The following is a 23,735-nucleotide window of genomic DNA, read 5'->3' as shown; positions in this document are numbered from 1 at the left end:
TAAGAAGAGAGACGAACCTATCAACACAGCCGTCTAAGGTGATGGCTTATTGTTAACCGAAGCCAATGAAGGAGATTTGTGTGTTAATATAGTAACGTGTTTAGCTGAGGAGCTGAGGGGCATTCGGTCGGTGAACTTTTGATACCAGAACCTTAATAACCAGCTTAACGGCGAGAAGGAGAAGGGTACATATGGATAAGCAGGCTTATGCACGGTATCTGCTCAACCTGATGGATGAAGAAGCAGATTCCGATGAGGCCGTGATTGAAGAAGCAGCGTTATATGGATATTTTCAAATGTATATGCCTAGCGGAAGAGGGGTGGAGGCCACCTTTGAGCCGCTTGAGGATGGACATGCTTACTTGCGGCGGATTTCCCGGATTTACGAGATGCTGGACCCGGAGGATTTTACCGGAGGAACAGTGCCGGCCTATTTTAACGGCAAAGGGGATGAGGTATCCGAGGACGTATTGAGAGGTTATGGCGAGCAGTTTATTCGGGAGTTAAAGCAGCTGCTGGATATTTTTGCGAAATGGGAACGTGCAGCGGAAGCGGTCGCCTACCTGGATGGAATCGAAAAAATCGAGCTTCTTCCTCCAGGGAAAATAGACAGCGTTCGCGAATCCTATGATCCCGATGTCTATGAGGCGCTGTCCGAAGTGATTATGGAGCACAAAAACGAAGAGGAGCCTATAGAGTTCTGGATGAGGCTTATTATTCGATTGCCTGCGATTACTGGATCTCCTACTATTTGCAGTGGCACCGTTACGGGCTAAAAGGCGACCCGTTCGCGCCGTATTTCGAGCTGCACAGGTTAGGGTATTCGGCTGTTTTCTCAGGCGAGAAGCTGTATATCGGCACATAGCATAGAAGGAGGAGAGAAGAAGTCTTGATGACAGCGGCCGAGATGTTTTCGATGATCAGCGCAGGCAGCTTTTTTGAAAATGTCTTTGATAAAGAAGTGGATTGGAATGCCGAATTAGATGTGCGGGACACGCATGAATTTGACTCGGCATGGAATTCATGTTACGAGAAATTGCATGAACTTTGTCCCTCTGAAAGTCAGACAACCCGAGATATTCGGGAATATGCATTCAAGCAAACGTTCAGGATCACCTGGAATGCTGAACTGGCGGGTTATGTATCCGATGACTGGGGCCTGATTTCCACGGCGCTGGAGAACAGCATTCAGATTGAATTTATCAATAACCTATGGGACTCCTATCTTAAAGGGAATTTTCCAACATGATCCTAAAAATGAAAATGCAATGTTCATTAGACGGGCTAGCAGACACTTGAAATAGGAAGTGGATGCCCGATTAAGAGGCTGGGCACAACTCTGGCAATCATGGTGTAGAGTCGGTTGCCAGCCTTTTCTTTTTTGAACGAAGGATTGGGTAAAGGATCACGAAGCGTTATCAATTGCCGTCGTTGTTTTACCTGAATTTTATGGATAGAGGGCTGGAATGATTACTGGTAGACAAACGAATAACGATATAATATAGTACTTATTATAAGAGTTATAAAAACTATTTGAGGTTTTGATTATGAACTCCATTACAAACAACACCATGTTGGTTAAACAAATGAATCAGGAGAAAGTTCGACAGGCGCTCATGGCGATGAGAACGGCTACGAAGGCCATGGTTGCGCAAGCTACCAGCTTAAGCATCGCCACTTGTAATCATATTCTTAACGAGTTGCTGGATGCCGGTGAAGTGTTGGAAGTGGCTGTGGATGACTCGAAGGGCGGACGTCCAGCCAAAATGTACCAGTATAACATACATCATTCATATATTATTGCTGCCATTGTCAAAACCGAAGCGGGATCCCGCTCTCTTACATATGCAATCGCCAATATGGCCGGGGAGATTGTAGACCAAGGGTATGAAGAACATAATCGAATAGAACCCGCCTTAATCGATCGGGTAATCGAGAGGCTTATCTTGCAATATCCGCAAATACGGGCGGTTGGGATCGGCGTCCCCGGTGCAGTCGACCAGGGGGTCATCAATGTCAGTGATATACCGGAACTGATTAACGTTCCTTTGGAAGCGTTCATTCGCGATAAGCATAAGGTTGAGGTCATTCTTGAAAATGACATGAACTTGACCGTATATGGCTTCTACCATAAACAAGGGTATGATGAGAAACAGACGGTTGCCGTCGTAACTTTCATCGATGGCAGCTTACCCGGTGCAGGCATGATGGTGGATGGGCGTATTCATCGAGGTTTTACACGATTTGCTGGCGAAATTGCTTTTTTGCCGTTAGGCATATCCCAAGAGGCTCAATTCCAACAGCTGCACGATCGGAAAACTTTTCATGTACTGGCTGCGCATTCAGTGGCAAGCCTGATCGCCATATTAAATCCAGAAACGATTGCTTTGACTGGGAGCCTGGTGCAGCCGGATGATGTGAACATCATCCGGCAGGAATGTCTGAAGTATATTCCGGAAATGCACATGCCTCAAATGATATTACTGGAACATCCGGATCAGGACTATATGTACGGGTTAATTGCCAGGACCTTGGAAAGCCTTGCTTATTCGCTTGAGCTTGTGGAGAAGGGGAAGTGATATCTATCTAATGACTTCCTTCTGTGGGGCGGGTCTTATTGGCAGAGAGCTATGCCGCTTTAGACAGGACGTTATGACACAACTAGTTTGTCGGACAGAGACTTGACTTCAAGATGAGAGAGGATTGGATTATCAGGATGAAAACAGAAAAACAAAAGATGCTGGATGGAGAACTATATATTGCTTCCGATCCTGAACTAATGCGAGACCGGGCATATGCAAGGCGAATGACACGGCTGTTTAACCAGACTACGGAGATGGAAGATCAACAACGAATTCAAATATTGAAAGAATTGCTGGGATCAACTGGCGATCACATAGGAATGGAGCCTAACATTCGTTTCGACTATGGCTACAACATACACGTAGGCGAGAACTTCTTCGCGAATTTTGATTGTACCATCCTGGATGTGTGTGAAGTGCGAATCGGCGATAACTGCATGTTCGGCCCAGGCGTTCATGTGTATACGGCAACGCATCCGGTGGACCACTTCGAGAGAATTAAAGGGCCGGAATATGGAAAGCCGGTAACCATCGGAAACAACGTATGGGTCGGAGGACGTTCAACCATCAATCCAGGCGTCACGGTAGGCAATAATGTCGTGATTGCTTCCGGGGCAGTGGTTACCAAGGACATACCGGATAACGTGGTTGTCGGGGGCAATCCAGCAAGGGTGATTAAGGAAATCGAAATCCGAATGACGGAAGCGTGAACCGAAAAATGTCCATGAAGGGGATGTAGAATGGAAGCTAATCAGAGAATCCGTTTGGCAATTGAAGAATCGATCCAATTCCTTGAATCTACTTCGCAATGGGAGACGGCTCACGGCGAGAACAGCCGCCATAAATGGGATGGAGCTTGGTGGCATATGGCCGCTCTATATGAAATGGGAGAGGTGAGACTGATCCCGGAATCGGTTATCGCCAGGGCTAAACATCTACTCGAAACCAAGGTTTGGCGGACCTTCGTCATTACAGCCGATGACCAGCCAACCAACGAAAGTGACCGGTTGAAGATGGATTGCTGCCATTGTGAACTTGCCGTATTCTATATGATTCTGAAAGCGTATGGCTGTGATGTGGACACGGAGCTGCCCTGGATTCGCGAATGGTTCTTAAAGCATCAGCTGCCCGACGGCGGATTGAACTGCGAGCCGGAAGCTTACATTCATTCAAGAAAAAGCTCTATCATTTCAACGCTTCCCCCGCTGGAAGCGATCTTATGGCATACAGACCGTGAATTCACCGAACAGGAAGCCGCTTTCTTGGATGAAGGCGCCCGGTATTTGATCGAGCATCGTCTGGTGTGTTCGAAACAGCGTGGCGGCGTTCTGGATATGGATTGGCTGAAGCCTTGCTTTCCACGTTTTTTTGAATATGATATCCTACGCGGGATGTCCTTCTTGGCAGAATGGTCCCGGCGCAGAAACAAAGCGCTGCCGGTCGACCTGCTTGTGGAAGGTGTGGAACGATTGAAGATTTACATTGAAGAGGATGGCTTGCGGATCGGCAGGCAGGTCCATGATCCACATGGCCCTTGGGGTGGGCAAACCTTCCCCTTGTTAGAAGCATTAGCCGGACTGGGTGAGGTCTCGCCTTATTTAACCGGACAATTGGATCGAATTATCGAACGGTTGGGACCGGCATTTGCCTATGCCTAACACAGGCTTCAGTATTGCCACACTAGTCGAATAGCATTGCACCAGGAGCACGCAGCCTTCTTTCAAAGCGGGAGGAACTCAACATGGTGCCAAATAAGTCGCGGAAATCGCGGCTTTTTTTGTTATTAGCTTGTTCTAATGTCGCCGTATTCCGGAAGTACTGGCATTGGGCAATTCACCTATATAGGCAACGGCAATATAATGTAGTATTTCTTTTAAGCAAAGGAGAGCTACCATGTACAAACTCACTTTAACTGCGGCTAAGAAGTTATTGGAAACTGCTGAACACCAAGCACGACAAATGGGTCTTAATTCTGATGTAGCGATCGTTGATGAAGGGGGGAACCTCATTGCTTTTCATCGGATGGATAACGCGAGAATAGCAGGCATCGATATCGCCGTTGGCAAGGCTTGGACCAGCGTAGCGATGCAAATGCCGACGGCGAATTTAGCGCAATCTGCGCTTCCAGGCGGAGCTACATTTGGCATTAATACAACGAATCAGGGTAGAGTCGTCATACTTGGCGGGGGGATTCCGCTCGTTCACGAAGGCAGGGTTGTCGGCGGCATTGGTGTAAGCGGAGGAACTAGCGCACAAGACATCGATGTAGCCAATGCCGCTGTGCAGGCGTTCGAAAATATGAGATATCAAGAAAATCAATATTTAAATGCAAGGATCGGTACAATCCAGCAATCATTTACTTATTAACGGGTTCCATGCATCGACGGTAAGGGCAGGCTGCTTCCGTTCAAGAAGGAATCTATCATCATCCAAGCTATGAGTAGTGACTTACATCACGATTACCGGAACGGGAAATGTCGAAGAGCTAACATATGTCTACTAAAAAACCACGATGATCGTGGTTTTTTAGTGTTTGTAATAACATGAATAAACTTATAAATACTTATTGTTTGTTTTTAATTGCTTATATATACTTATAAATATAATGCAAATGCTTAAAAAGAGGAGGAATGAGATGTGTTCCAAGAAGAACGACTCGTAAAAATCCTGGATTATTTAAAACAACATAAAACGATGAGTGTTGGCGACATATGCTCGTTTTTTCAAGTGTCGCGGGATACCGCACGCAGGGATATTGTCAGATTAGTACAAGAAGGAGTGGTTGTTCGAACACACGGAGGGGTAGCCTTGCCTGATCTGCAAAAGGAACTGACTTCATATCAGGAACGACTTATTGATGAGCCCACAGGCAAGAACGTGATCGGCAAGCATGCCGCTAAACTGATTCGGGACCACGAAACGGTATTCTTGGACGTATCTACGACCGTACAATTTGTTGCGGAGCATATTCAAGCGAAACAGATAACAGCGGTTACGCACTCCATAGATAATGTAGGGATACTTTCCAAACGAGAAGATCTGAGCATCTACGTGCTCGGCGGTTATCTGCATACCCAAAATCGATTATTATACGGTCCTTCCGTCATCGATAAAATCAGTGAAATCCGCGCTGACAAAGCGTTCATCGGTGCGACGGCAATCCAGACTGACGGACTCTATTATCCATATGAAGACGATGTCCGGGTGAAGAGGGAGATGGCCCGGCGCTCGGATCAGGTCATACTTGTTGCGGATCATACCAAATTCACGGTGAAATCAAGGTTCAAGCTGGACTTTGATCATGTGGATATTATAGTAACCGATCAATCGATCCCCGTTGACATACAAGAAATATTAGACCAGAAAAATATTACGCTCATAGAATGTCAGACTCATAACCCACAGGACGGAGTTGAGCCATAATGAACAACAAAATCATTCAACATGTCAAAGTCCACCTGCCTCATCAAATACTTCCTTCTGCAACGGTTTGGATTTCGAACGGAAAGTTGAAGAGAATAGAACCAACGCAAGAAATTGAAACAATCGAAGGCGATGCTGAACGGATTGATGGAAACGGAATGTGGCTTATACCGGGGATGATTGATGTTCATATCCATGGGGCCAACGGCTATGACATGATGGATGGAACCGAGGACAGCATTCAAGAAGTGTCACGTGCTTGTGCGACAACCGGCTGCACCTCGTTTCTGGCAACTTCCGTGAGTTCTACGATAGAGGATCTGTTGAACATGATCCGCAGCGTAAAAGCTGTCATCGGACGAGAACAAGGGGCAAGGATCGCCGGCATTCATTTGGAAGGCCCTTATTTGAATCCGAAGCGTAAAGGGATGCAAAACGAGAAATATCTTCGCCACCCGAATCTGGAAGAAATGAAGTTGATTATTCGGGAAGCGGGCTCGCTGATCAAAATGGTAACGATCGCCCCGGAATTGCCTGGAGGCTTGGAGCTTATATCCTTTCTAAAAGAGCAGGGTGTCGTGATTGCCGTAGCTCATTCCGATGCTACTTACGAGGAAGCAAAGCTGGCTTTTACAGCCGGAGCGAGTCATGTAACCCATTGCTTTAACGGCATGAGACCGATTCACCATCGAGATCCCGGACTGATTGTAGCCGCGTTCGAAGAACCGCATGTAAGCCTGCAAGCGATTGTCGATCAAGTCCATCTTCATCCGGCCATTGTCAGATTAATGCATCGTCTCAAAGGGCCGGAAGGCATGGTGCTTATTACGGATGCGCTTCAGGCGATGGGATTAGGTGATGGAAATTATATGTTTGGTGGTCATCACGTCACCGTTTCCGAGGGGATTGCCAGGCTTGCGGATGGCACTTTAGCATCGAGTACCGTGACTATGAATGAAGCGTTGCGTCTGACCGAAGCCAACGGCATTTCGATGGAGGATGCCGTGCGCATGGCTTCAACAACGCCTGCCCATATTCTAGGTTTATCTCGCAAAGGAAAAATCGAGGTTGGATACGATGCGGATCTCGTTCTGATGGATGAAAGGTATCAAGTGCAGTGGACGATGATTGAGGGTAACATGTACCAATGAAGGACACGTAACTTCTTATTCATTCACGCATTATCCTACGACAGACAGGGGGAGCCCCAGGTCAATGGACCTTTTGGGGCACTCCCTTTTTTTGCATCCAAAACTTTAACAGCCTTTTAGTGCGATATAAATAGATACAGACAATTCAGTCTAAGTCGATTCGATCTTAAGAGCGCGCCCTTCGGGTATATGCGCAGGCTGATCATGAACGATGCTTCCATCTTCTAGATGAAGCCATGTTTCAAAGCTCCGCTGGCCTTCCGTTAGTTGGATCACCCTTGCTCCAGGTTGAAATGGTCGATCCAGATAAGCATTGCGGGACGTACGACCATAACAAAGACGGATTCCATGCAGCGTCCCCCAGAAATCGTTCCCATGGTCATGGCCTACAAAAGTTCCCATGATATCGCCCATTTCCAGCATGGCCGCAAAAAATCCGGTATTGATGAGCGGTGCGCAGCAATAGGCGTCTAACTTCTGTCCGTAACAGACCGAGAAATCCCAGATATCATTGTATTCCGGCAGAGGAATATGAAAGAAGCCGAGTGAAGGGAGGGGCTCACCTCCGTTTCTAGCGGTCAGACGATGAGACGCTTCCGTATACCATGCGATCTGACTTCGGCGAATCCAGTCATAGAATCCAACCCGCAGATGCTCAAGCGGTGAGTAGCTCCCCGAATCCAGAAAAAACAAGGCGGCTGCCGGCTGGTGAAGCCCGTCCAGAATTTCAAGCACATAATTGCCTACCCCGTGGACATTCGGCGGATCGGGCTGTGCATAACAGTACCGATGTGATAGCTGGAGATAGTGCAGCTGCTCACGAGTCATTTCAGCAGCTTCGGAATCATGATTGCCGAATACGGCGGCCCATGGAATGTGCATTTCTTCGGGGACCGATACCGCATCTTTAAAAGCTTGAATGGGATTCGGACTTTTATTGCTTGCAATGACATCCCCGGTATAAATCACCAAATCCGGCTGTTCCTTCTCCAGAATTCTCTTCATCATGGCCTTCATCTGCATTTCTTCCTCATCCGGTTCACAAAATTCCGTGTCGGTAAACTGTACGATCTTAAACGTGCCATTCGACTTAAAATGCAATGATTTTCTCATTTGCGCCAACACCCCTTATTCATACCATCTGTACGGATCTTCATATGAGCCATGACAGCGATTACGCCCCTAGCATAATGAGTCTGGTTGAAGCTGTCAATTGCCATTTGAAGCCGGGTGAGAAGAAGTCACCATTGTGGTATCAGAAAGTCATATGGATAGTGGTTGACCGGAAACATCGGTTATAGAATGAGGATGTAAAGGTTTACATGACGTGATAAGAAGGGGCTGGAACATGAGGGGTTCGTCTCATTTACGGAAGAGGCTAAAGAAGTATAAGTGGCTGCTGCTAATGACATTGCCGGGGATCGTCTACTTGTTCATCAACAACTATGTCCCCATGTACGGCGTGATTCTAGCATTCAAAAACTATAATTATGTCGATGGTATATGGGGAAGTGCGTGGGCAGGGTTCGATAACTTCAAGTTCTTGTTCAACTCACAGGATGCGTACATCATTACTCGGAATACCTTCCTTTACAATTTCGTTTTTATTGTGCTCAACCTGGTGTTAGCCGTTCTGGTAGCGCTGCTGATTAATGAAATTAAGGATAAAGCGATCAGCCGGTTCTATCAAAGCACATTCCTGCTGCCGCATATCATTTCGATGGTCGTGGTCGCCTATCTGGTCTACAGCTTTTTGAACGTGGATAGCGGTCTTGTGAACAGATTATTGATCCATTGGTTTGGTTCTGAGGCGGTATCTTGGTACGGGGAACCGAAGTATTGGCCTTACATCCTGGTCATCGTCAATGCATGGAAGAACGTTGGTTATCTATCCATCATCTATTTCGCTTCCATTATCGGAATAGACAAAGAATATTATGAAGCCGCCACAATTGACGGTGCAACCAAGTGGAAGCAGATGACCCGGATCACCATCCCGCTTATTTTGCCAGTCATCACCACCATGACCCTACTCGCCGTCAGCGGCATTCTGCGGTCCGATTTCGGATTGTTCTATCAGGTACCTATGAATACAGGCGCTTTGATCCCGACCACGAATACCATCGATACCTTTGTCTATCGTGCCATGATTCAATCCGGAGATATCGGCATGTCGACAGCGGCTGGATTCTATCAATCCGTCGTTTGTTTGGTGCTCATCCTGGTAGCGAATACGGCAGTAAGGCGCATTAATAAACGCGACGCTTTATTTTAACAGAGAGGGAGGCAGAGATGGTGAAAGTGTTGAGTACGAAAAAATGGATCGGCGCATCATCGATTCACCTGTTCTTCTGGGCATTTACAGTTGCTTCGTTAATTCCGTTCATCCTGGTCTTTATGGTGTCGATCTCCAGTGAAGATTCCATCCTGCAGAACGGGTACTCATTGTTTCCCAGTCAAATCAGCTTTGCGGCCTATCAATTTTTATTCAATGATTTTTCGGAAATAGCGAAAGCTTACGGCGTTACGATTTTGACCACGCTGGTTGGAACCGTCGTAAGCCTTTTGATAACAGCGCTTTTTGCTTATCCGTTATCCAGACCCGAGCTGCCGTTTCGCCGTACCATTTCCTTTTATATTTTTTTCACTATGCTGTTTGGCGGCGGTATGGTACCTTGGTATATCACGTATGTGAATATGTTTGACCTGAAAAATACGATATTCGCCATGATCATTCCCAACCTGCTGTTAAGTGCCTTCAATGTCCTGCTCATGCGAAGCTTTTTCGCCTCGACCATCCCGGAATCCGTGGTTGAATCCGCGACGATTGACGGTGCAAGCGAACTGAAGATTTTCTTTAAAATCGTCGTTCCGCTTTCTTTGCCGATTATGGCCACGATTGGACTGTTTAACACGTTGTCCTATTGGAATGACTGGTACAACTGCATGCTGTTTATCGATAAACCCGAGCTGTATAACATCCAATATCTGATGACAAAGACGCTCACGAACATTCAGTATCTTCTAATGAAGTCTAACAGTTCGGCTCAAGTCGGGGACCTGCTCGCCAAGATGCCAAGGGAAACCGTCCGCATGGCACTTGCCATTGTCGGCATTGCCCCCTTGATGTTCGCCTATCCGTTCTTCCAGAAGTATTACATCAGCGGGATTACAACCGGTGCCGTGAAAGGTTAGCAGTCATTCGATCGTTCAATAGAGGAGGTGGGGCAGGTTAGGCGATTTGCACTCCATTTCATGCCTTAGATTAAAGTTTATTGTTGAGAGGAGAACTTAGGGATATGAAAAAAGCGCATCATCTGGTACTTATGATCATGCTTTGCGGAATGCTTGCATTAACAGGCTGCAGTAAGGGGGGGACCGAAAATGCTACGGATACAGGGGGGAAACAAGCCCAAACGGAACCCTATAAAATAACGCTCGTATATCCTGCAACCGCTCCCAAAGACTTGCAGCTTGTTCAGGAAGAAATGAGCAAATATCTGACGGAGAAGATCAATGCGACGATTGAGCTCAAGCCTATCGAATGGGCTTCCTGGGATGATAAAACCAATTTAATGAAAATCTCCAATGAGCCTTTTGATTTGATGTTCACAGCCAGCTGGTTCTCATACGCGAAAGATGTCGCCAAAGGGCAGTACTTGGACCTCGACGAATTAATGGCCCAACACGGCAAAGATATTCCGGGCATTCTGGGGGAGGATTTTATTAAAGGCTCCAGAATCGGCGGCAAGCTGTACGCGCTTCCGACCAAGAAAGAATTCGGACAGGGATTCGGATTCCTTCTCGACAAGAAGCTTGTGGATAAATACAAGTTCGATATTAACGGGGTTAAGACCCTTGAAGATATGGAAGCGATGTTCCAAACGATTAAAGACAATGAGCCTGGCGTGATTCCAATTGTTTCAAGCAAGTTTACGAATATTTGGGATGCAGCCAATTATGATGGCATCGTTGCCAACCTTTCGATTCCGCGGGGAAGTACGGAGTTGAAAGCCGTGGATACCCTGGAGGATCCAAAATTCATCGAATTCTACAAACGGATGCATCAGTGGAATCAGAACGGTTGGTTTGATAAGGATATCCTGACATCAGACGCGGATCAGGGCATGAATATGATTAAGGCGGGCAAAGCCTTTGCGGTTGCCCAATCCTTAAAGCCGGGGAAAGACAAGGAAATGAGCATAACATCGGGTGTAGAAGTTGTGCAGGTAGAGACGGCGGAGCCGTTTACGACGACAGGTGACGCGCAGGGGGCGATGCTCGGAATTTCGCGAACCTCTAAGGATCCTGCAAGAGCCATGATGTTCCTTAATCTGCTGTACAGTGATCCTAAGCTGCTCAATATGCTGTACTGGGGGATCGAAGGCAAACATTATGTGAAGAAATCGGATAACGTGATCGATTATCCTGAAGGCGTGAACGCGGACACGCAAGGCTATCCTAATCCGGGAGGCTGGATGTTCGGGAACCAGTTCAATTCTTATTTATGGGTAAATGAAGATCCGAATAAATGGGAAGAGTTCAAGAAGTTTAATGAACGAGCGGAGCATTCTATCGCGCTTGGCTTTGCCTTTGATCAAGAACCGGTTAAATCGGAGATGGCCTCCATAGCGAATGTCGAGAAAGAGTTCGGGGCTACTTTAAAATCGGGAGCCGTTGATCCGGAGAAAATTATTGCTAAATGGAAAGAAAAACGGAAATCTGCCGGCTTTGACAAGGTTAAAGCTGAGGTTGAAAAGCAGCTGGCCGCATGGGCAGAAACTCAGAAATAACGAAGCTAAGGGAATAGGGGGATTCCGAATCGGGACTATCGTTGTATGTCCTATAAGGGATTCCCTTTTTTCCTGTATGTGACTATACTCAGAGTGTAGATGGCCTGCTATACTGCAGAAGCACATTCTGCCAACCTTTCCATGGAGCCGAGGTAGTGTATGCTATGTTGAATATTAAAGACTCGCTTCGCTTTAAGCTAATCATCGGTTTCGTTACGATCGCGGTTCCTCTTGTTGCCTTGCTTCTCTACAACAACTACTATGCATCCAATACGATCAGGGAGCAGGTGGCGGACTCGAATAAAAATTCGATGATTCTTTATTCGCATCAGATCGAGGCGGCCCTGAACAAGGAAACGAATTTTTTGTACAACATTGCTGTTGAAGATCCTAATATTGCCGCACTCTCACAGCTTCTCAATGATCCTGACGAGTACTTTCTTGCCAAGGCCAGAATTTTGAATACGCTTACGCGTTATCATCGTTTTGACAACAGCGTCGATCTTCAATTTATCTACTCCGTGCAGAAGCAGGATTTATTCAGTACACCGATCAAGACCCAATCTTACGATGAGTTGTTGTCCATCAAAACGACCATTGAACAGCTGGTCAAGGAGGTTGGACCGGACAGCGCCTATTTCCGCGAATGGAAGGCGATTGAGTACAGCCAGCATAAATACGCATTGATCAGACTGGTGGATACGGGAGATGATTTTTACCTCGGGGCGTTTGTGGAACTGGAGAACCTGATGATTCCGCTGGATTTGATTCATCTGGAATATGGCTTTGCCAGCTTTGTGAATGAGCAGGGTGAATTGATTACCAATACGTCGGCTATCGGAACGAACCGCCTGAATACCGCTCTTGCCTCTGAATCCAACGAAGTCTATCAAATCGTAAAGAAGGATGATCAAAAATATATCGTAGTCATGAATCAAATTCAGGGCACGGATGTCATACTCAGCGCTTTTGTACCCGAGTCCCAAATGCTGAAGAATCTGTATCACTTTCGTCGAGGGATTATCATCATATCCATCGTGGCATTCATCATTCTGATTATCTATTTGGTTTATCTCAATGAGATCATCCTGAAGCCCATGAACAATCTTGTCCGCGGGATGCGCAGGATCAAGCACGGGGACTGGGACACGCGGCTTCATGCGTCTAAAGCGAAGGAATTCACCATGATCAACGAAACATTCAACAGCATGGCCTCCGAGATTCATGAGCTGAAGATCAGCGTTTACGAGGAACAGATCAAGGCGCATCAGGCCGAACTTAAGCATTTACAGCTCCAAATCAATCCCCATTTTTTATTGAACTCCATTAATATCGTCTACAATTTGGCTGAAATCAAGAATTATAGCGTGATCCAGCTCATGTGCATGAACCTCGTCAAGTACTTTCGTTTTACAACGAAGACGAATCAAATCGCGGTAACGATTGCCGAAGAAATGGAGCATATGGAGAGTTATATCAAAATCCAGCAGGTCCGCTTTCCAGAGCGAGTCACCTATGAAATCGACATTTCGGAGGGGGCAGACCAAGCGGCAATTCCGCCGCTCTTAATTCAGCCGTTTATTGAAAATGCAATCAAATACGGATTTGATTTCATGGATCATCCTTTCCATATTGCGATACATATCAGCCTTCCTATCCATGATCAATTGGAGATCGTGATTTCCGATAACGGGAGCGGCTTCTCCCGGGAAGTGCTGGAGAAATTACAATCGGGCGGTTACATGGAGAATCAGACAGGGGAGCATCTAGGAATCACCAATGTACTGTACCGTCTTAGGCATATCTTTGGACATATGGCTCGCCTGGAGTTTGACAATGCTCCGAATTCAGGCGCCAGAATAAGAATTGTACTTCCTTTCCGAACGGTAGAGCAGTTTACTTCATATTGATGATCTGTATGGGGGTAGTCGCATGTATAAGGCACTTATAGTAGATGATGAGATCTATGCAGTAATGGGAATCAAGAGCGGCGTGAATTGGCAGGAACTGCAGGTATCTGAAGTGTATGAGGCTTATAATATGCGCGATGCATTACAGGTTTTTGAACGCACACCGATTGATATTATGATTTGCGATATCGAAATGCCCAAAGGGACAGGTATCGAGCTGCTCGAGCGGGTGAATGATATTTCTCCCGATACAGAGACCATTTTTCTAACCGCCCACTCCGCATTTGACTTCATGAAGAGAGCGATTCAGCTGGATGGCTTCGATTATTTGTTAAAACCGATCGAATTTGATGTGCTTCAGGCAACCATAGCCAAAGCGCTGCATTCGATTAAACAGGAGCGGGAGCTCCGTCATATGCGAGAGCATTACAAACCGTACTATGAGCTGTGGCAGAAGAAAAAAAGCCTGATCACGGATAAGTTTTGGAATGATGTATTTTCGGGAAGGATCGTTTGCACCCCAGCTAATGTTACGGATGTTCTTGAGGAGCATGAGCTTAGCGGATTGCAAGAGGCTGTATTCATGCCTGTTCTGGTGAGCGTGGAATCGTGGCTTCGCGAGCTCAGCACAAAGGATGAAGAAATTATGGAATATGCTATCCGCAAAGGCGCATCCGAAATGCTGCTGCCCGCCGGCCATGGAGAGGTCATTCAGACCAAGCAGGGGGTGAACGTCGTCCTTATTGCTGGAGAAGAGGGGACGGAGGGGGATGCAGCACATGAACTGAACTTGCGCTGTAAAAAATACATTCAGGACTGTTATACCTACTTTGGCTGTAACATTTCCTGTTATATCGGCAATCGGTCCACTTTGTATGAAATTGCCGATACGTACAGGCAGCTGCTGGAGATGGAATACAACAATCTGAATAAATCCAACCAAGTGTACAGGCTGGCTTCACTAGGCACCCAATCCATGAAGACGATGATTCCGCGAATATCCACCTGGACCCTCCTTATGGAGCATGGCCAGCTCGAAGAAATGCAGCGAGAGATACATGGACGCATGGAAGAGCTGAGCCGATATCCGCAGCTTTCGGTTAGTGAGCTTGAAGGCTTCCGGCAAGAATTTATGCAAATGGTGCATTATATTCTTCATAAAAATGGACTGTCCGCGTTGGAGTTGTTTCAGGATCAGGCAGGAATTCATCTGTATGCTCAGCCGCGAAATATTGAACAATTGAAAGCAACGGTTCTCCAAGTCGTTCAGGTCATCCATGATCAGCTCCATCCAAGCTGCTCCGTGATTCAACGCATACAATCCTATATTAAGGAACATTTGCACGAATCGATCACAAGAGAACAGCTTGCCGGCTTCGTACATCTCAATCCAGCTTATCTGTCCCGTCTGTTCAAACGCGAGGTGGGCGAATCGATTACAGATTACATATTGCATGTCCGGATGTCGCAGGCTAAGGATTTGATCTTAACATCGACCATCCCCATATCCGAAGTAGCCAAGACCTTTGGTTATCATAATTTCTCGCATTTTTCCAAAATGTTCAGAAAAGTATATCAAGTTTCTCCGCAGGAGTTTAGACAGCAATCTTAATCTTAACGAGGATTTTCATTCGATAAGCCGTCAAACTAGTACCGGATGGCCTGTTTTCTAATGTATGTATAAGTCGTAAACGATACATGCTATAATGATAAGCTTCTAAAATCTAAGAATATGTTTGTAATCTATGAGACACTGAATAATCCAATCGCTACTTAAAACAAAGCTATATCGTTTCAGTTCATTAGAAATGAGGGCAAATTATGCGTTACCTTTATGAATTTATCGAGCATCAAGAGGATATGCCCTTTAAACTGTTTGTCAACAGCGTGAAACATGTTCCATTTCACTGGCATAAAGAGGTGGAGATTGTCTATGTTCTCCAAGGTTCTGTTATCATGCATCTTGATCAGAAGGAGTATGTTCTACATCAGGACGACGTCGTAGTGGTGAACAGCATGTCGATCCATAAGTTTGAGCAGAATGACCATGACAATATATTATTAACGCTTCAGTTTGGGCCGGAATGGCTTCAAAATAACGTTTTTATTTCTTGTAATTCAGCGAATGAGCCTGAGCCGGCCGGTTCCCGATTGGACACGATCAAGCAAGAGCTTGCGAAGATGGTATGGGAAATGAACAAGAAGTCCCCAGGCTATCGAAGCTTTACCTTGGGAAGGCTGCAAACGTTATGTGGACATTTATTGCGATATTTTTCGGAAGGAATCAACCCGGAAGCTGAAGAAGGCGGCAAGAGCTATGACTATAAAAGGTTGAATCGGGTTCTAACCTATATCGATCAAAATTACAAAGAGAAAATTACACTGCAGACGATGGCGGAACAAGAGCACTTAAGTTTGCATTATTTTTCTCACTTCTTCACCGATAAAATCGGTATTCCTTTTCAAAAGTATTTAACGCTGATCCGTTTGGAGAAGGCCCAGTCGGAGCTTTCGGGAAGTGAAAAGAGCATTACCGAAATTGCGATGGATTGCGGTTTTGCGAACGTAAAGCTATTCAATAAGTACTTCAAGGAGAAGTACGGTTGTACACCGAGCTCGTACCGTGAAGCCGCTGCCTCGCTTCAGGATAAGCCTAATCGAAAACCGCTTACCTATGAAGAATCCTCGAGCGGAGACTATTATGAATTAGATACGATCAATGCGATGGGGTCGTTATATCGATATCTGGAAGTGAAGTCGGATCTAGAACGGGAGAGGGCCAACCCTTTAGCAGCGGTTGTTTCGGATCATGAGCAAATACAGATTCAGCCGGGGATGACGTCAGCAGCGTACAAAAAGCACTGGAACGTTATTACTACAGCGGGCAGGGCAGTTGAAGGGCTGCGCGATGACTGGCGTCGGCAGCTGACCGAGCTTAAAGCCCGAATTCCTTTTGAATACATACGCTTCCATGGCATCTTTAATGATGAGATGATGGTGTATAACGAACAGGATGACGGGACCCCTGTCTATAACTGGGCCTATGTTGACAAGCTGTATGACTTTCTTATTGGGCTGGGCATCCGGCCGTTCGTGGAGCTTGGTTTCATGCCGACCCTGCTCAGCCGCTCCAGCGAAACGGTATTCTGGTGGAGAGGGAATATTTCCCCTCCGGCCGATCAGGCAAAATGGGAGGCGCTGGTTCGTGAGTTCGTCCAGCACTGCTTAAACCGCTATGGGGCTCAGGAAGTAAAACAATGGTATTTTGAAGTCTGGAACGAACCGGATTTATCAGGCGTATGCTGGGCAGGCAGCAAGGAGGAATACTTCTCGTTTTATGAGTCTACCGTTCGAGTGATCAAGTCGGTTCTGCCTGAACTAAAAACAGGGGGCCCGGCTTTAGGTTATGGGTCACTCTGGAACGACACATGGACCGAGGAGTTTATGGAATATTGCAAAAGGCACCAAGTTCCGGTCGATTTCTTTTCCTTTCATATCTATTCGGAATATCCTCAGCTTAAAGCAGAGCAGAACATATTGACGAGAATGATGCCGCCAACCTTTTATAAAGAGAGCATCCATCGACTGCAGGAAAAAATGGAGGTGGCCTCTTTCCGGGATATGGAGTTGCATATTACCGAATGGAACTTTTCGCTCTATGACCGGCACCTGCTGCACGATACCATGTTTATGGCCCCATTTGTGATGTATCATGCGATGAATACACTGGGAGACGTAAAGGCCATGGCTTTTTGGTGCTTTACGGATGTGTTTGAGGAAAGCCTTGTTCCATCCTCTCCGTTTTACGGAGGTTTTGGTTTAATGAATCGGGATGGACTTAAGAAGCCGAGTTATTACGCCTTTGAGCTTCTTCAGAAATTGGGTGAAGAGATAACCGTTAAGGGTGAAGGTTATGTGGGGACTCAGAATCAAGATGGGAGCATGCAGCTTCTGCTGTATCATTACGTCCATTTGGATCATATGTTTTCAAGCGGAGACTGGTCGGAGATGTCCAATCATAACCGTTACGGCGTGTTCGAGGAGAAGGGCAGCAAGGAGTTTCAAGTCAACATTCCTCATCTTTCAGGAACCTATAAGTGCACGACTTATCAGATGGACAGAGATCATGGCTCCGTTTTTGACGAGTGGGTCCGTATGGGAGCACCCGAAATCTTGACGGAGGAGGAACTCGCGTATCTTCGCGGAAGAAGCGGCCCTGTCATCCGAACAGAGACTATAGAGGATCAGGGTTGGTATAAAGAGATCGTTCTTCCACCGCATGGTGTCCTATTGCTCACCTTAGAGAAACAGTTTTAAACACTAAAGGCTTCAAGAACACCACCGCTCTATAAGAGAGGGGTGTTTTTTGCTGTCCGATCCTGGCGGCTTAGATTTGTTGGCTCCAAAAACGAGAAATAAACAAAAAACGACCATAGACGAGGCAATATACAACGAGTAAGCGTTAACAATGAAATCTATACTATAGCTATGTCCACAACAGAAACACAGGAGGGAATAAACAGATGAAGCGTTTCATGAAATGGATGACGGAATCCTTTGCGCCAAGATTGGATGCGATTACAAATAACATTTGGATAGCATCGATTCAAGAAGCTATTATGGTTGCCATCCCAATGATCTTTATTGGTTCCATTATTACTTTGATTTCAATTTTGCAAGACTTCATTCCTGGAATGCCGGATTTAACGCCAATTACGACATTCAGCTTCGGTCTTCTCGGTTTGTTTATTGCATTCCTAACGCCGTATACGGTCATGGAGAAGAAGGAGAGACATAAAATCAAGCTGCTGGCGGGAATGACCGGCATATCCTTATTCCTCATGCTGCTTAATCCCGTCGTAAACGAGGACGGTACCGTTCAGTTCGTTCTGGAGCGTTTCGGTCCTGCGGGTATGGTAACGGCACTCATTGTAGGCGTCTTCATTGCCGTCATCATGAATGTCTGCGCTAAGTTCTCTTTCTTTAAAAAAGGGTCTTCCATGCCAGAGTTTATTATGGATTGGTTTGACTTCCTGGTACCGATCGCCGTGATCATGGGCATAGGCTGGGTTCTTGTATATCAGCTCCACTTTGATATCTTTGGACTGATTATGAGCGTGTTTGAGCCTATTAATGCTATGGGGCAAAGCCTGATCGGGTTTGTTCTGTTCAACTTTATTGGAGTTGTATTGTATTCCTTCGGAGTCAGCCCATGGGTTCTGATGCCCATCTGGTATGCCATATGGATTCCGGCGATTGAGGAAAATGCCGCATTGGTGGCGCAGGGGCTGGATCCCGTCAACATTAATACCTTTGAAACATTCTTCTCCGGATGGCTTGGAATCTGAGGGATGGGCGCAACCTTGCCGCTTGTGATATGGTTCCTGTTTGCCAGATCCAAGAAGCTGAAAACCATTGGTAAAGCCACTTTGATTCCTTCTCTATTTAATATTAACGAGCCTGTTGTGTATGGAGCGCCGGTTGCTTTTAATCCGCTGTTGATGGTGCCTATGTGGATCAATGGTCTTATTACACCCATCATCGTCTACCTAGCTCTTGATATGGGGTTTGTACAAATTCCGAGTAAAATCTTCCAGCTGTGGTATACGCCGATCGGTGTGTCGACTTACCTCATGTCCGGATTCAATGGACTTATTCTGCTCGCCGTTGTCTTACTGATTGTGTTTGCCGTATGGTTTCCGTTTTTTAAACTGTACGATGCGCAGGAATTGAAGAAAGAGCGGGAGTACCAAGAAGAAGCTTGATATGAAAGGGTGGATACAAATGAATGCATCGATTAACGAATGGATAAAGGAAATGACACTTACTGAAAAAGCATCCCTCTGCGCGGGATTAAACATGTGGATGACCAAGGGGATCGAGAGACTCAACATTCCGCCGGTTCATATGTATGACGGAACGAATGGGATCCGCAAAACGAACAGTGACGATGAAATGGGGATTACGACTGAGAATGTTCCGGCAACATGTTATCCCACTGGCTCAGCTATCGGTTCTTCGTGGAACACGGAACTGCTGCGCGAAGTCGGGGAAGCACTCGGTAATGAATCCAAAGAGATGGGCGTAGAATTGCTGCTCGGCCCAGGGATCAACATGAAACGGACTCCGCTTGGGGGAAGAAATTTCGAATATTACTCCGAAGATCCTTGCCTGACAGGGGAACTGGGCGCTGCTTTCATCAATGGCCTCCAGAGCAAAGGAGTCGGGGCTTCACTTAAACACTTTGCTTGCAATAACCAAGAATTCGAGAAGATGGTGACGAGTTCAGAAGTAGACGAACGAACGCTGCGCGAAATTTATTTAAGCGCCTTTGAACGAATTATCAAAAAATCGGATCCTTGGACCGTCATGTGCTCCTATAATTTGCTTAATGGCTCGTATACCAGCGAGAATGAACACTTATTGCATGATATTTTGAGAGAAGAATGGGGATACGAGGGGGTCGTCATCTCGGACTGGACGGCCGTGAATGATCGGATTCGTGGGTTGAAAGCAGGACTTGATCTCGAAATGCCGGGACCTGCCGGCTATAACACGAAAGCGATTATCAAAGCCGTTGAGAGCGGAGTTCTTGCAGAAGAGCAGCTCGATAAAAGCGTTGCCCGTATTCTAAAACTCGTACAACGTGTAACCGGTATGGAAGAAGCTGTTCCGGCATCCCCTATGGAGTACCACAATCTTGCGAGAAAAGCTGCGGCAGAAAGCATTGTGCTGTTGAAGAATGAGAATGGCATCCTTCCGATCCAGGCAGAATCAACCCATTCCATTGCAGTTATCGGCCGTTTTGCCAAAAAACCTAGAATTCAAGGAGCCGGCAGCGCAAAAGTTACGCCTACGCGCGTTGATATTCCATTTGATGAAATGAAGCGGTTGGCTGGAGCTTCCGTTGAGTTGAGTTATGCCGAGGGCTATCCTGAAGATGACTCCGTTCATGAGGAAGTGATTAAGGAAAGTGTTGCATTGGCGGCAAAATCTGATGTTGCGGTTATCTTCGTTGGCCAGCCTGAATACGCAGAATCCGAAATGCGTGATTTGAAGGGCATTGATTTGCCGGAACAGCAGGTTCGGCTTATTCAGGCGATTGCAGCCGTACAACCGAAGTGCATTGTGGTGACCACCAGTGGCACAGCTTTGGCGATGCGTCCTTGGGTTCAGCATGTTCCCGCTGTCATTCACTCATGGCTTTCCGGACAAGGCATGGGTAAAGCGATTGCTGAAATCTTGTTTGGGGAGGTGAGTCCCTCCGGTAAACTGTCCGAGACGTTTCCGGTTAAGCTTTCAGACAATCCTTCACATATGAGGATTCGCGGTGAAAACGGCAAGCTGTATTATCGTGAAGGGCTGTTCATCGGCTATCGATACTACGATCGAAAGGAACTCGCTCCGCAGTTTCCGTTTGGCCATGGCTTATCCTACACTTCGTTTGCCTATAGGGATATGAAGACAACTCAAACAGAGACAGGGATCACGGTCTCTTTCTGGCTGGAGAATATCGGGAACCGAACAGGGAAAGAGGTCGTTCAGCTTTACGTGCATGACGAAGAATGCACCTGGACGCGTCCGGAGAAAGAATTGAAGGCATTTTCTAAAATCGAGTTGGCTCCTGGGGAGAAACAGCAGATTGTTTTTGAACTTGAAGAAAGAGACTTTGCTTATTACAACACCAAGTATAACCGCTGGGTAGCGGAGAGCGGTTATTTCCAAATTGCGCTTGGAAGCTCTTCTCGCGATATAAGAATTACGGAGCGATTGTATTGTGATTTTGGAAAGGAAGAAGTATCATTTCATAAATTCAGCCTGATTAGCGATTGGATTAGCGATCCAGTCGCGAAATCAGTATTGGAAGAATGCCTCGATGAGATGAACCAGCATGTCGTTGAAAAGATTTACCTCAATGATGAATTCGTCGGATTTTGGGAAGATGGTCCACTCATTAAAATATTGCAAATGTATGGTCAAACCTGGTTGGGTGACCGGTCGCCTGATGAAATTATTGAAGAACTTATAAGAAGAGTTTATGAGCGACGCATCAACGTATAAGACTAGATAATATTCCTTATTATAGCTTGGGACCAGAACAGGGTCCCAAGCTTTTTTGATGCCTATAAGAAAGTCGTTTTAGAAATAAAAAATCCCATCCACTGAATGGTCAAGACCCCATTTAGTGGACATTGAAAAAACACCTAGGCTGTAAACTGGCGTCGGTACTCTACCGGCGTCAGTTTATTTAATTTGCGCTGTGGTCGTCTTCGATTATAAAATCGTATGTATTTCTCAATTCGGCTTTGTGCCTCCGCTAGATTTCGGATATCATAAGGATAGAGCCCTTCCGTTTTGAGATGCGAGAAGAAGCTCTCCATGGAGGCGTTGTCTAGGCAATTGCCCCGGCGAGACATGCTGATTTGGGCGCTAACCTTTGGCAGCATGTCGTGATAGGCATGAGACGTGTACTGGAACCCTTGGTCGCTGTGAACGACCAATCCGGTCACGTCTTTTTGCTTAGCAAACGCTTTGGCGAACGTCTGCAGAACCAATTCATTGTCGTTACGCTCGCTGAGCTGGTAGGCCACAATCTCGTTGTTGAATAAGTCTTTTACCGCCGAGAGATACAGCCAACGCTCACCCACCCGGTATTGGGTTATATCCGTTACCCATTTTTGGTTTGGTCTCTCCGCCGTAAAGTTACGCTTAAGCAGATTCTCCGCCACACGCTCCGCGGCCTTGTATACCATGTTGAATTGGCGCTTCTTGCGAATGCTAGCTTGGAGCCCAAGTTCTTGCATGAGACGTAGCACCTTTTTGTGATTCATCCACACACCGTGATCCTGCCACAGGAACAGTTGGATTTGTCGGTAACCATACTTTCCTTCGTAGCGTTTGTATACTCTGCGGATCAACCGTTTGTCTTCGGCATCCCGGTCGTTCTCTTTACGCTTTAAATAGGCGTAATAGCCACTTCTAGAAACACCAATGAACTGGCACAGTTCAGCTACTTGCCCTGATTTTGCTGCTTGTTCGATCATGGCGAAGCTTTCTTTCTTACCTCCTTCATCCAGATTTCCAAGCACTTTTTTAGCATTTCATTCTCCCGTTTTAGCTTTTGGACATAGCGATCTTGATCCAAATATTCTTCTCGTCTTCCTCGCTGATCCAATAATCCAAACTCACCTAATTCCCGATACTTTCGCATCCACTTCTTTACACGATCTTTATCTTGAATCTCAAAGTGCTCGGTAATTCGCCTATATGTCCACTTTTCCTCAACATGAAGGCGAATCGCCTCTTTTTTCACTTCATCTGAATATGATTTATACTTTTGACCTTTCTTTGCCATAAAAAATCCACCCCTTAGAATTTATCGGAATAACCAAGGGGGTTTTCCAATGTCTATTCTAAGGGGGGCACTTCAGAATCTGGATGGGATTTTTTTTTGAAGGTTTGAATGGGCTGTAGAAGCTTATATCTTCTATCTTACGGATGCTCCGTGAGACTGGATAAAGGGACGGTCATTTCCTGCTCCGAGTTGCCGATCGGATAAACCCGAGCGGTTTCATCCTCATTCACATGCTGGATATAGATGGGGGTATCCTGATAAGTTACATGTTTCATAATGGCCGATTCCGAAATTTCAATCGCTCTTTGTTTATTCATGACAATTCTCCTTATTCCGAAAGGTCATTCAATGGATCAGCCTGCCGGTTAACGGCTTTTTTAATTTCCCGGTCCAATTTCGGCGTTCCTTGAATTTCTTCGGCAGCCTCCATTTGATGATTGAGCTGCTGCTCGACTTGTCCGATCCCATGTGCTTCCTGTTGTTGTTTGCTCTTTGCCAAAATGATCCCTCCATGTGATGAT

Annotated in this window: 20 protein-coding genes and 2 pseudogenes; 17 read left to right on the top strand and 5 right to left on the bottom strand. The window is 46.2% G+C overall.

The window, feature by feature from the left end:
• The first annotated feature begins 191 nt into the window (after positions 1-191).
• The 9 genes and pseudogenes from P0X86_RS18305 (at position 192) to nagA (ending at position 7,156) form a co-directional block, all read left to right on the top strand.
• Positions 192-776, top strand: a complete 585-nt coding sequence (locus P0X86_RS18305) for a hypothetical protein (RefSeq protein ID WP_277746127.1) — start codon at positions 192-194, stop codon at positions 774-776.
• 140 nt (positions 777-916) lie between these two features.
• Positions 917-1,249, top strand: coding sequence for a hypothetical protein (locus P0X86_RS18300; RefSeq protein ID WP_277746126.1), 333 nt, complete (start codon positions 917-919; stop codon positions 1,247-1,249).
• A 298-nt stretch (positions 1,250-1,547) separates the two neighbouring features.
• Positions 1,548-2,579 carry an ROK family protein gene (locus P0X86_RS18295; protein WP_277746125.1) on the top strand — a complete coding sequence of 344 codons (1,032 nt, stop codon included), beginning with the start codon at positions 1,548-1,550 and terminating at the stop codon, positions 2,577-2,579.
• Between the two features lie 137 nt (positions 2,580-2,716).
• Positions 2,717-3,292 carry a sugar O-acetyltransferase gene (locus tag P0X86_RS18290; protein WP_277746124.1) on the top strand — a complete coding sequence of 192 codons (576 nt, stop codon included), beginning with the start codon at positions 2,717-2,719 and terminating at the stop codon, positions 3,290-3,292.
• A 30-nt stretch (positions 3,293-3,322) separates the two neighbouring features.
• Positions 3,323-4,240, top strand: a complete 918-nt coding sequence (locus tag P0X86_RS18285) for a hypothetical protein (protein ID WP_277746123.1) — start codon at positions 3,323-3,325, stop codon at positions 4,238-4,240.
• Between the two features lie 235 nt (positions 4,241-4,475).
• Positions 4,476-4,949, top strand: a complete 474-nt coding sequence (locus tag P0X86_RS18280; protein WP_277746122.1) for a GlcG/HbpS family heme-binding protein — start codon at positions 4,476-4,478, stop codon at positions 4,947-4,949.
• Positions 4,950-5,219: 270 nt separating this feature from the next.
• Positions 5,220-5,387: pseudogene (locus P0X86_RS18275) on the top strand (DeoR family transcriptional regulator); the annotation flags it as partial.
• Between the two features lie 3 nt (positions 5,388-5,390).
• Complete coding sequence (locus tag P0X86_RS18270) at positions 5,391-6,005, top strand: DeoR/GlpR family DNA-binding transcription regulator (RefSeq protein ID WP_277749055.1); 615 nt, start codon at positions 5,391-5,393, stop codon at positions 6,003-6,005.
• Positions 6,005-7,156, top strand: a complete 1,152-nt coding sequence (gene nagA / locus P0X86_RS18265; protein WP_277746121.1) for an N-acetylglucosamine-6-phosphate deacetylase — start codon at positions 6,005-6,007, stop codon at positions 7,154-7,156. The genes P0X86_RS18270 and nagA overlap by 1 nt, the downstream gene beginning before the upstream one ends.
• 150 nt (positions 7,157-7,306) lie before the next feature.
• Here the strand turns inward: nagA and P0X86_RS18260 are convergent, their stop codons facing one another.
• On the bottom strand, positions 7,307-8,269 hold the full coding sequence (locus P0X86_RS18260) for a metallophosphoesterase family protein (RefSeq protein WP_096774092.1): 963 nt from the start codon (positions 8,267-8,269) through the stop codon (positions 7,307-7,309).
• Between the two features lie 235 nt (positions 8,270-8,504).
• Between P0X86_RS18260 and P0X86_RS18255 the strand changes: the two genes are divergently transcribed.
• The 8 genes and pseudogenes from P0X86_RS18255 (at position 8,505) to P0X86_RS18220 (ending at position 21,920) form a co-directional block, all read left to right on the top strand.
• Positions 8,505-9,431, top strand: coding sequence for an ABC transporter permease (locus P0X86_RS18255; protein ID WP_213578911.1), 927 nt, complete (start codon positions 8,505-8,507; stop codon positions 9,429-9,431).
• A gap of 17 nt (positions 9,432-9,448) precedes the next feature.
• Positions 9,449-10,351 carry a carbohydrate ABC transporter permease gene (locus P0X86_RS18250; RefSeq protein WP_176502412.1) on the top strand — a complete coding sequence of 301 codons (903 nt, stop codon included), beginning with the start codon at positions 9,449-9,451 and terminating at the stop codon, positions 10,349-10,351.
• A gap of 104 nt (positions 10,352-10,455) precedes the next feature.
• On the top strand, positions 10,456-11,949 hold the full coding sequence (locus P0X86_RS18245; RefSeq protein WP_277746120.1) for an ABC transporter substrate-binding protein: 1,494 nt from the start codon (positions 10,456-10,458) through the stop codon (positions 11,947-11,949).
• 164 nt (positions 11,950-12,113) lie between these two features.
• Positions 12,114-13,859 carry a sensor histidine kinase gene (locus P0X86_RS18240; RefSeq protein WP_277746119.1) on the top strand — a complete coding sequence of 582 codons (1,746 nt, stop codon included), beginning with the start codon at positions 12,114-12,116 and terminating at the stop codon, positions 13,857-13,859.
• 22 nt (positions 13,860-13,881) lie between these two features.
• On the top strand, positions 13,882-15,471 hold the full coding sequence (locus tag P0X86_RS18235; protein WP_277746118.1) for a response regulator: 1,590 nt from the start codon (positions 13,882-13,884) through the stop codon (positions 15,469-15,471).
• 209 nt (positions 15,472-15,680) lie between these two features.
• Positions 15,681-18,176, top strand: coding sequence for a GH39 family glycosyl hydrolase (locus tag P0X86_RS18230; RefSeq protein WP_277746117.1), 2,496 nt, complete (start codon positions 15,681-15,683; stop codon positions 18,174-18,176).
• A 206-nt stretch (positions 18,177-18,382) separates the two neighbouring features.
• Positions 18,383-19,624, top strand: a pseudogene (locus P0X86_RS18225) (PTS sugar transporter subunit IIC).
• A 19-nt stretch (positions 19,625-19,643) separates the two neighbouring features.
• Positions 19,644-21,920 (top strand): beta-glucosidase family protein, encoded by a 2,277-nt coding sequence (locus tag P0X86_RS18220; protein WP_096774585.1) that lies wholly within the window; start codon positions 19,644-19,646, stop codon positions 21,918-21,920.
• Positions 21,921-22,063: 143 nt separating this feature from the next.
• Here P0X86_RS18220 and P0X86_RS18215 read toward each other — a convergent pair whose 3' ends face one another.
• The 4 genes from P0X86_RS18215 to P0X86_RS18200 form a co-directional block, all read right to left on the bottom strand.
• Positions 22,064-22,903, bottom strand: coding sequence for an IS3 family transposase (locus tag P0X86_RS18215; RefSeq protein WP_277746116.1), 840 nt, complete (start codon positions 22,901-22,903; stop codon positions 22,064-22,066).
• Positions 22,900-23,214: a helix-turn-helix domain-containing protein gene (locus P0X86_RS18210; protein ID WP_277746115.1), complete on the bottom strand. Its 315-nt coding sequence runs from the start codon at positions 23,212-23,214 to the stop codon at positions 22,900-22,902. The genes P0X86_RS18215 and P0X86_RS18210 overlap by 4 nt, the downstream gene beginning before the upstream one ends.
• A gap of 137 nt (positions 23,215-23,351) precedes the next feature.
• Positions 23,352-23,531 carry an H-type small acid-soluble spore protein gene (locus P0X86_RS18205; protein ID WP_009592545.1) on the bottom strand — a complete coding sequence of 60 codons (180 nt, stop codon included), beginning with the start codon at positions 23,529-23,531 and terminating at the stop codon, positions 23,352-23,354.
• A gap of 11 nt (positions 23,532-23,542) precedes the next feature.
• Complete coding sequence (locus P0X86_RS18200) at positions 23,543-23,713, bottom strand: hypothetical protein (RefSeq protein ID WP_228468896.1); 171 nt, start codon at positions 23,711-23,713, stop codon at positions 23,543-23,545.
• Positions 23,714-23,735: the final 22 nt, after the last annotated feature.

This window comes from Paenibacillus sp. BR1-192, from assembly GCF_029542445.1.
GTDB lineage: Bacteria > Bacillota > Bacilli > Paenibacillales > Paenibacillaceae > Paenibacillus_AQ > Paenibacillus_AQ lautus_A.
This window is presented reverse-complemented; position numbering and strand designations above follow the sequence as displayed.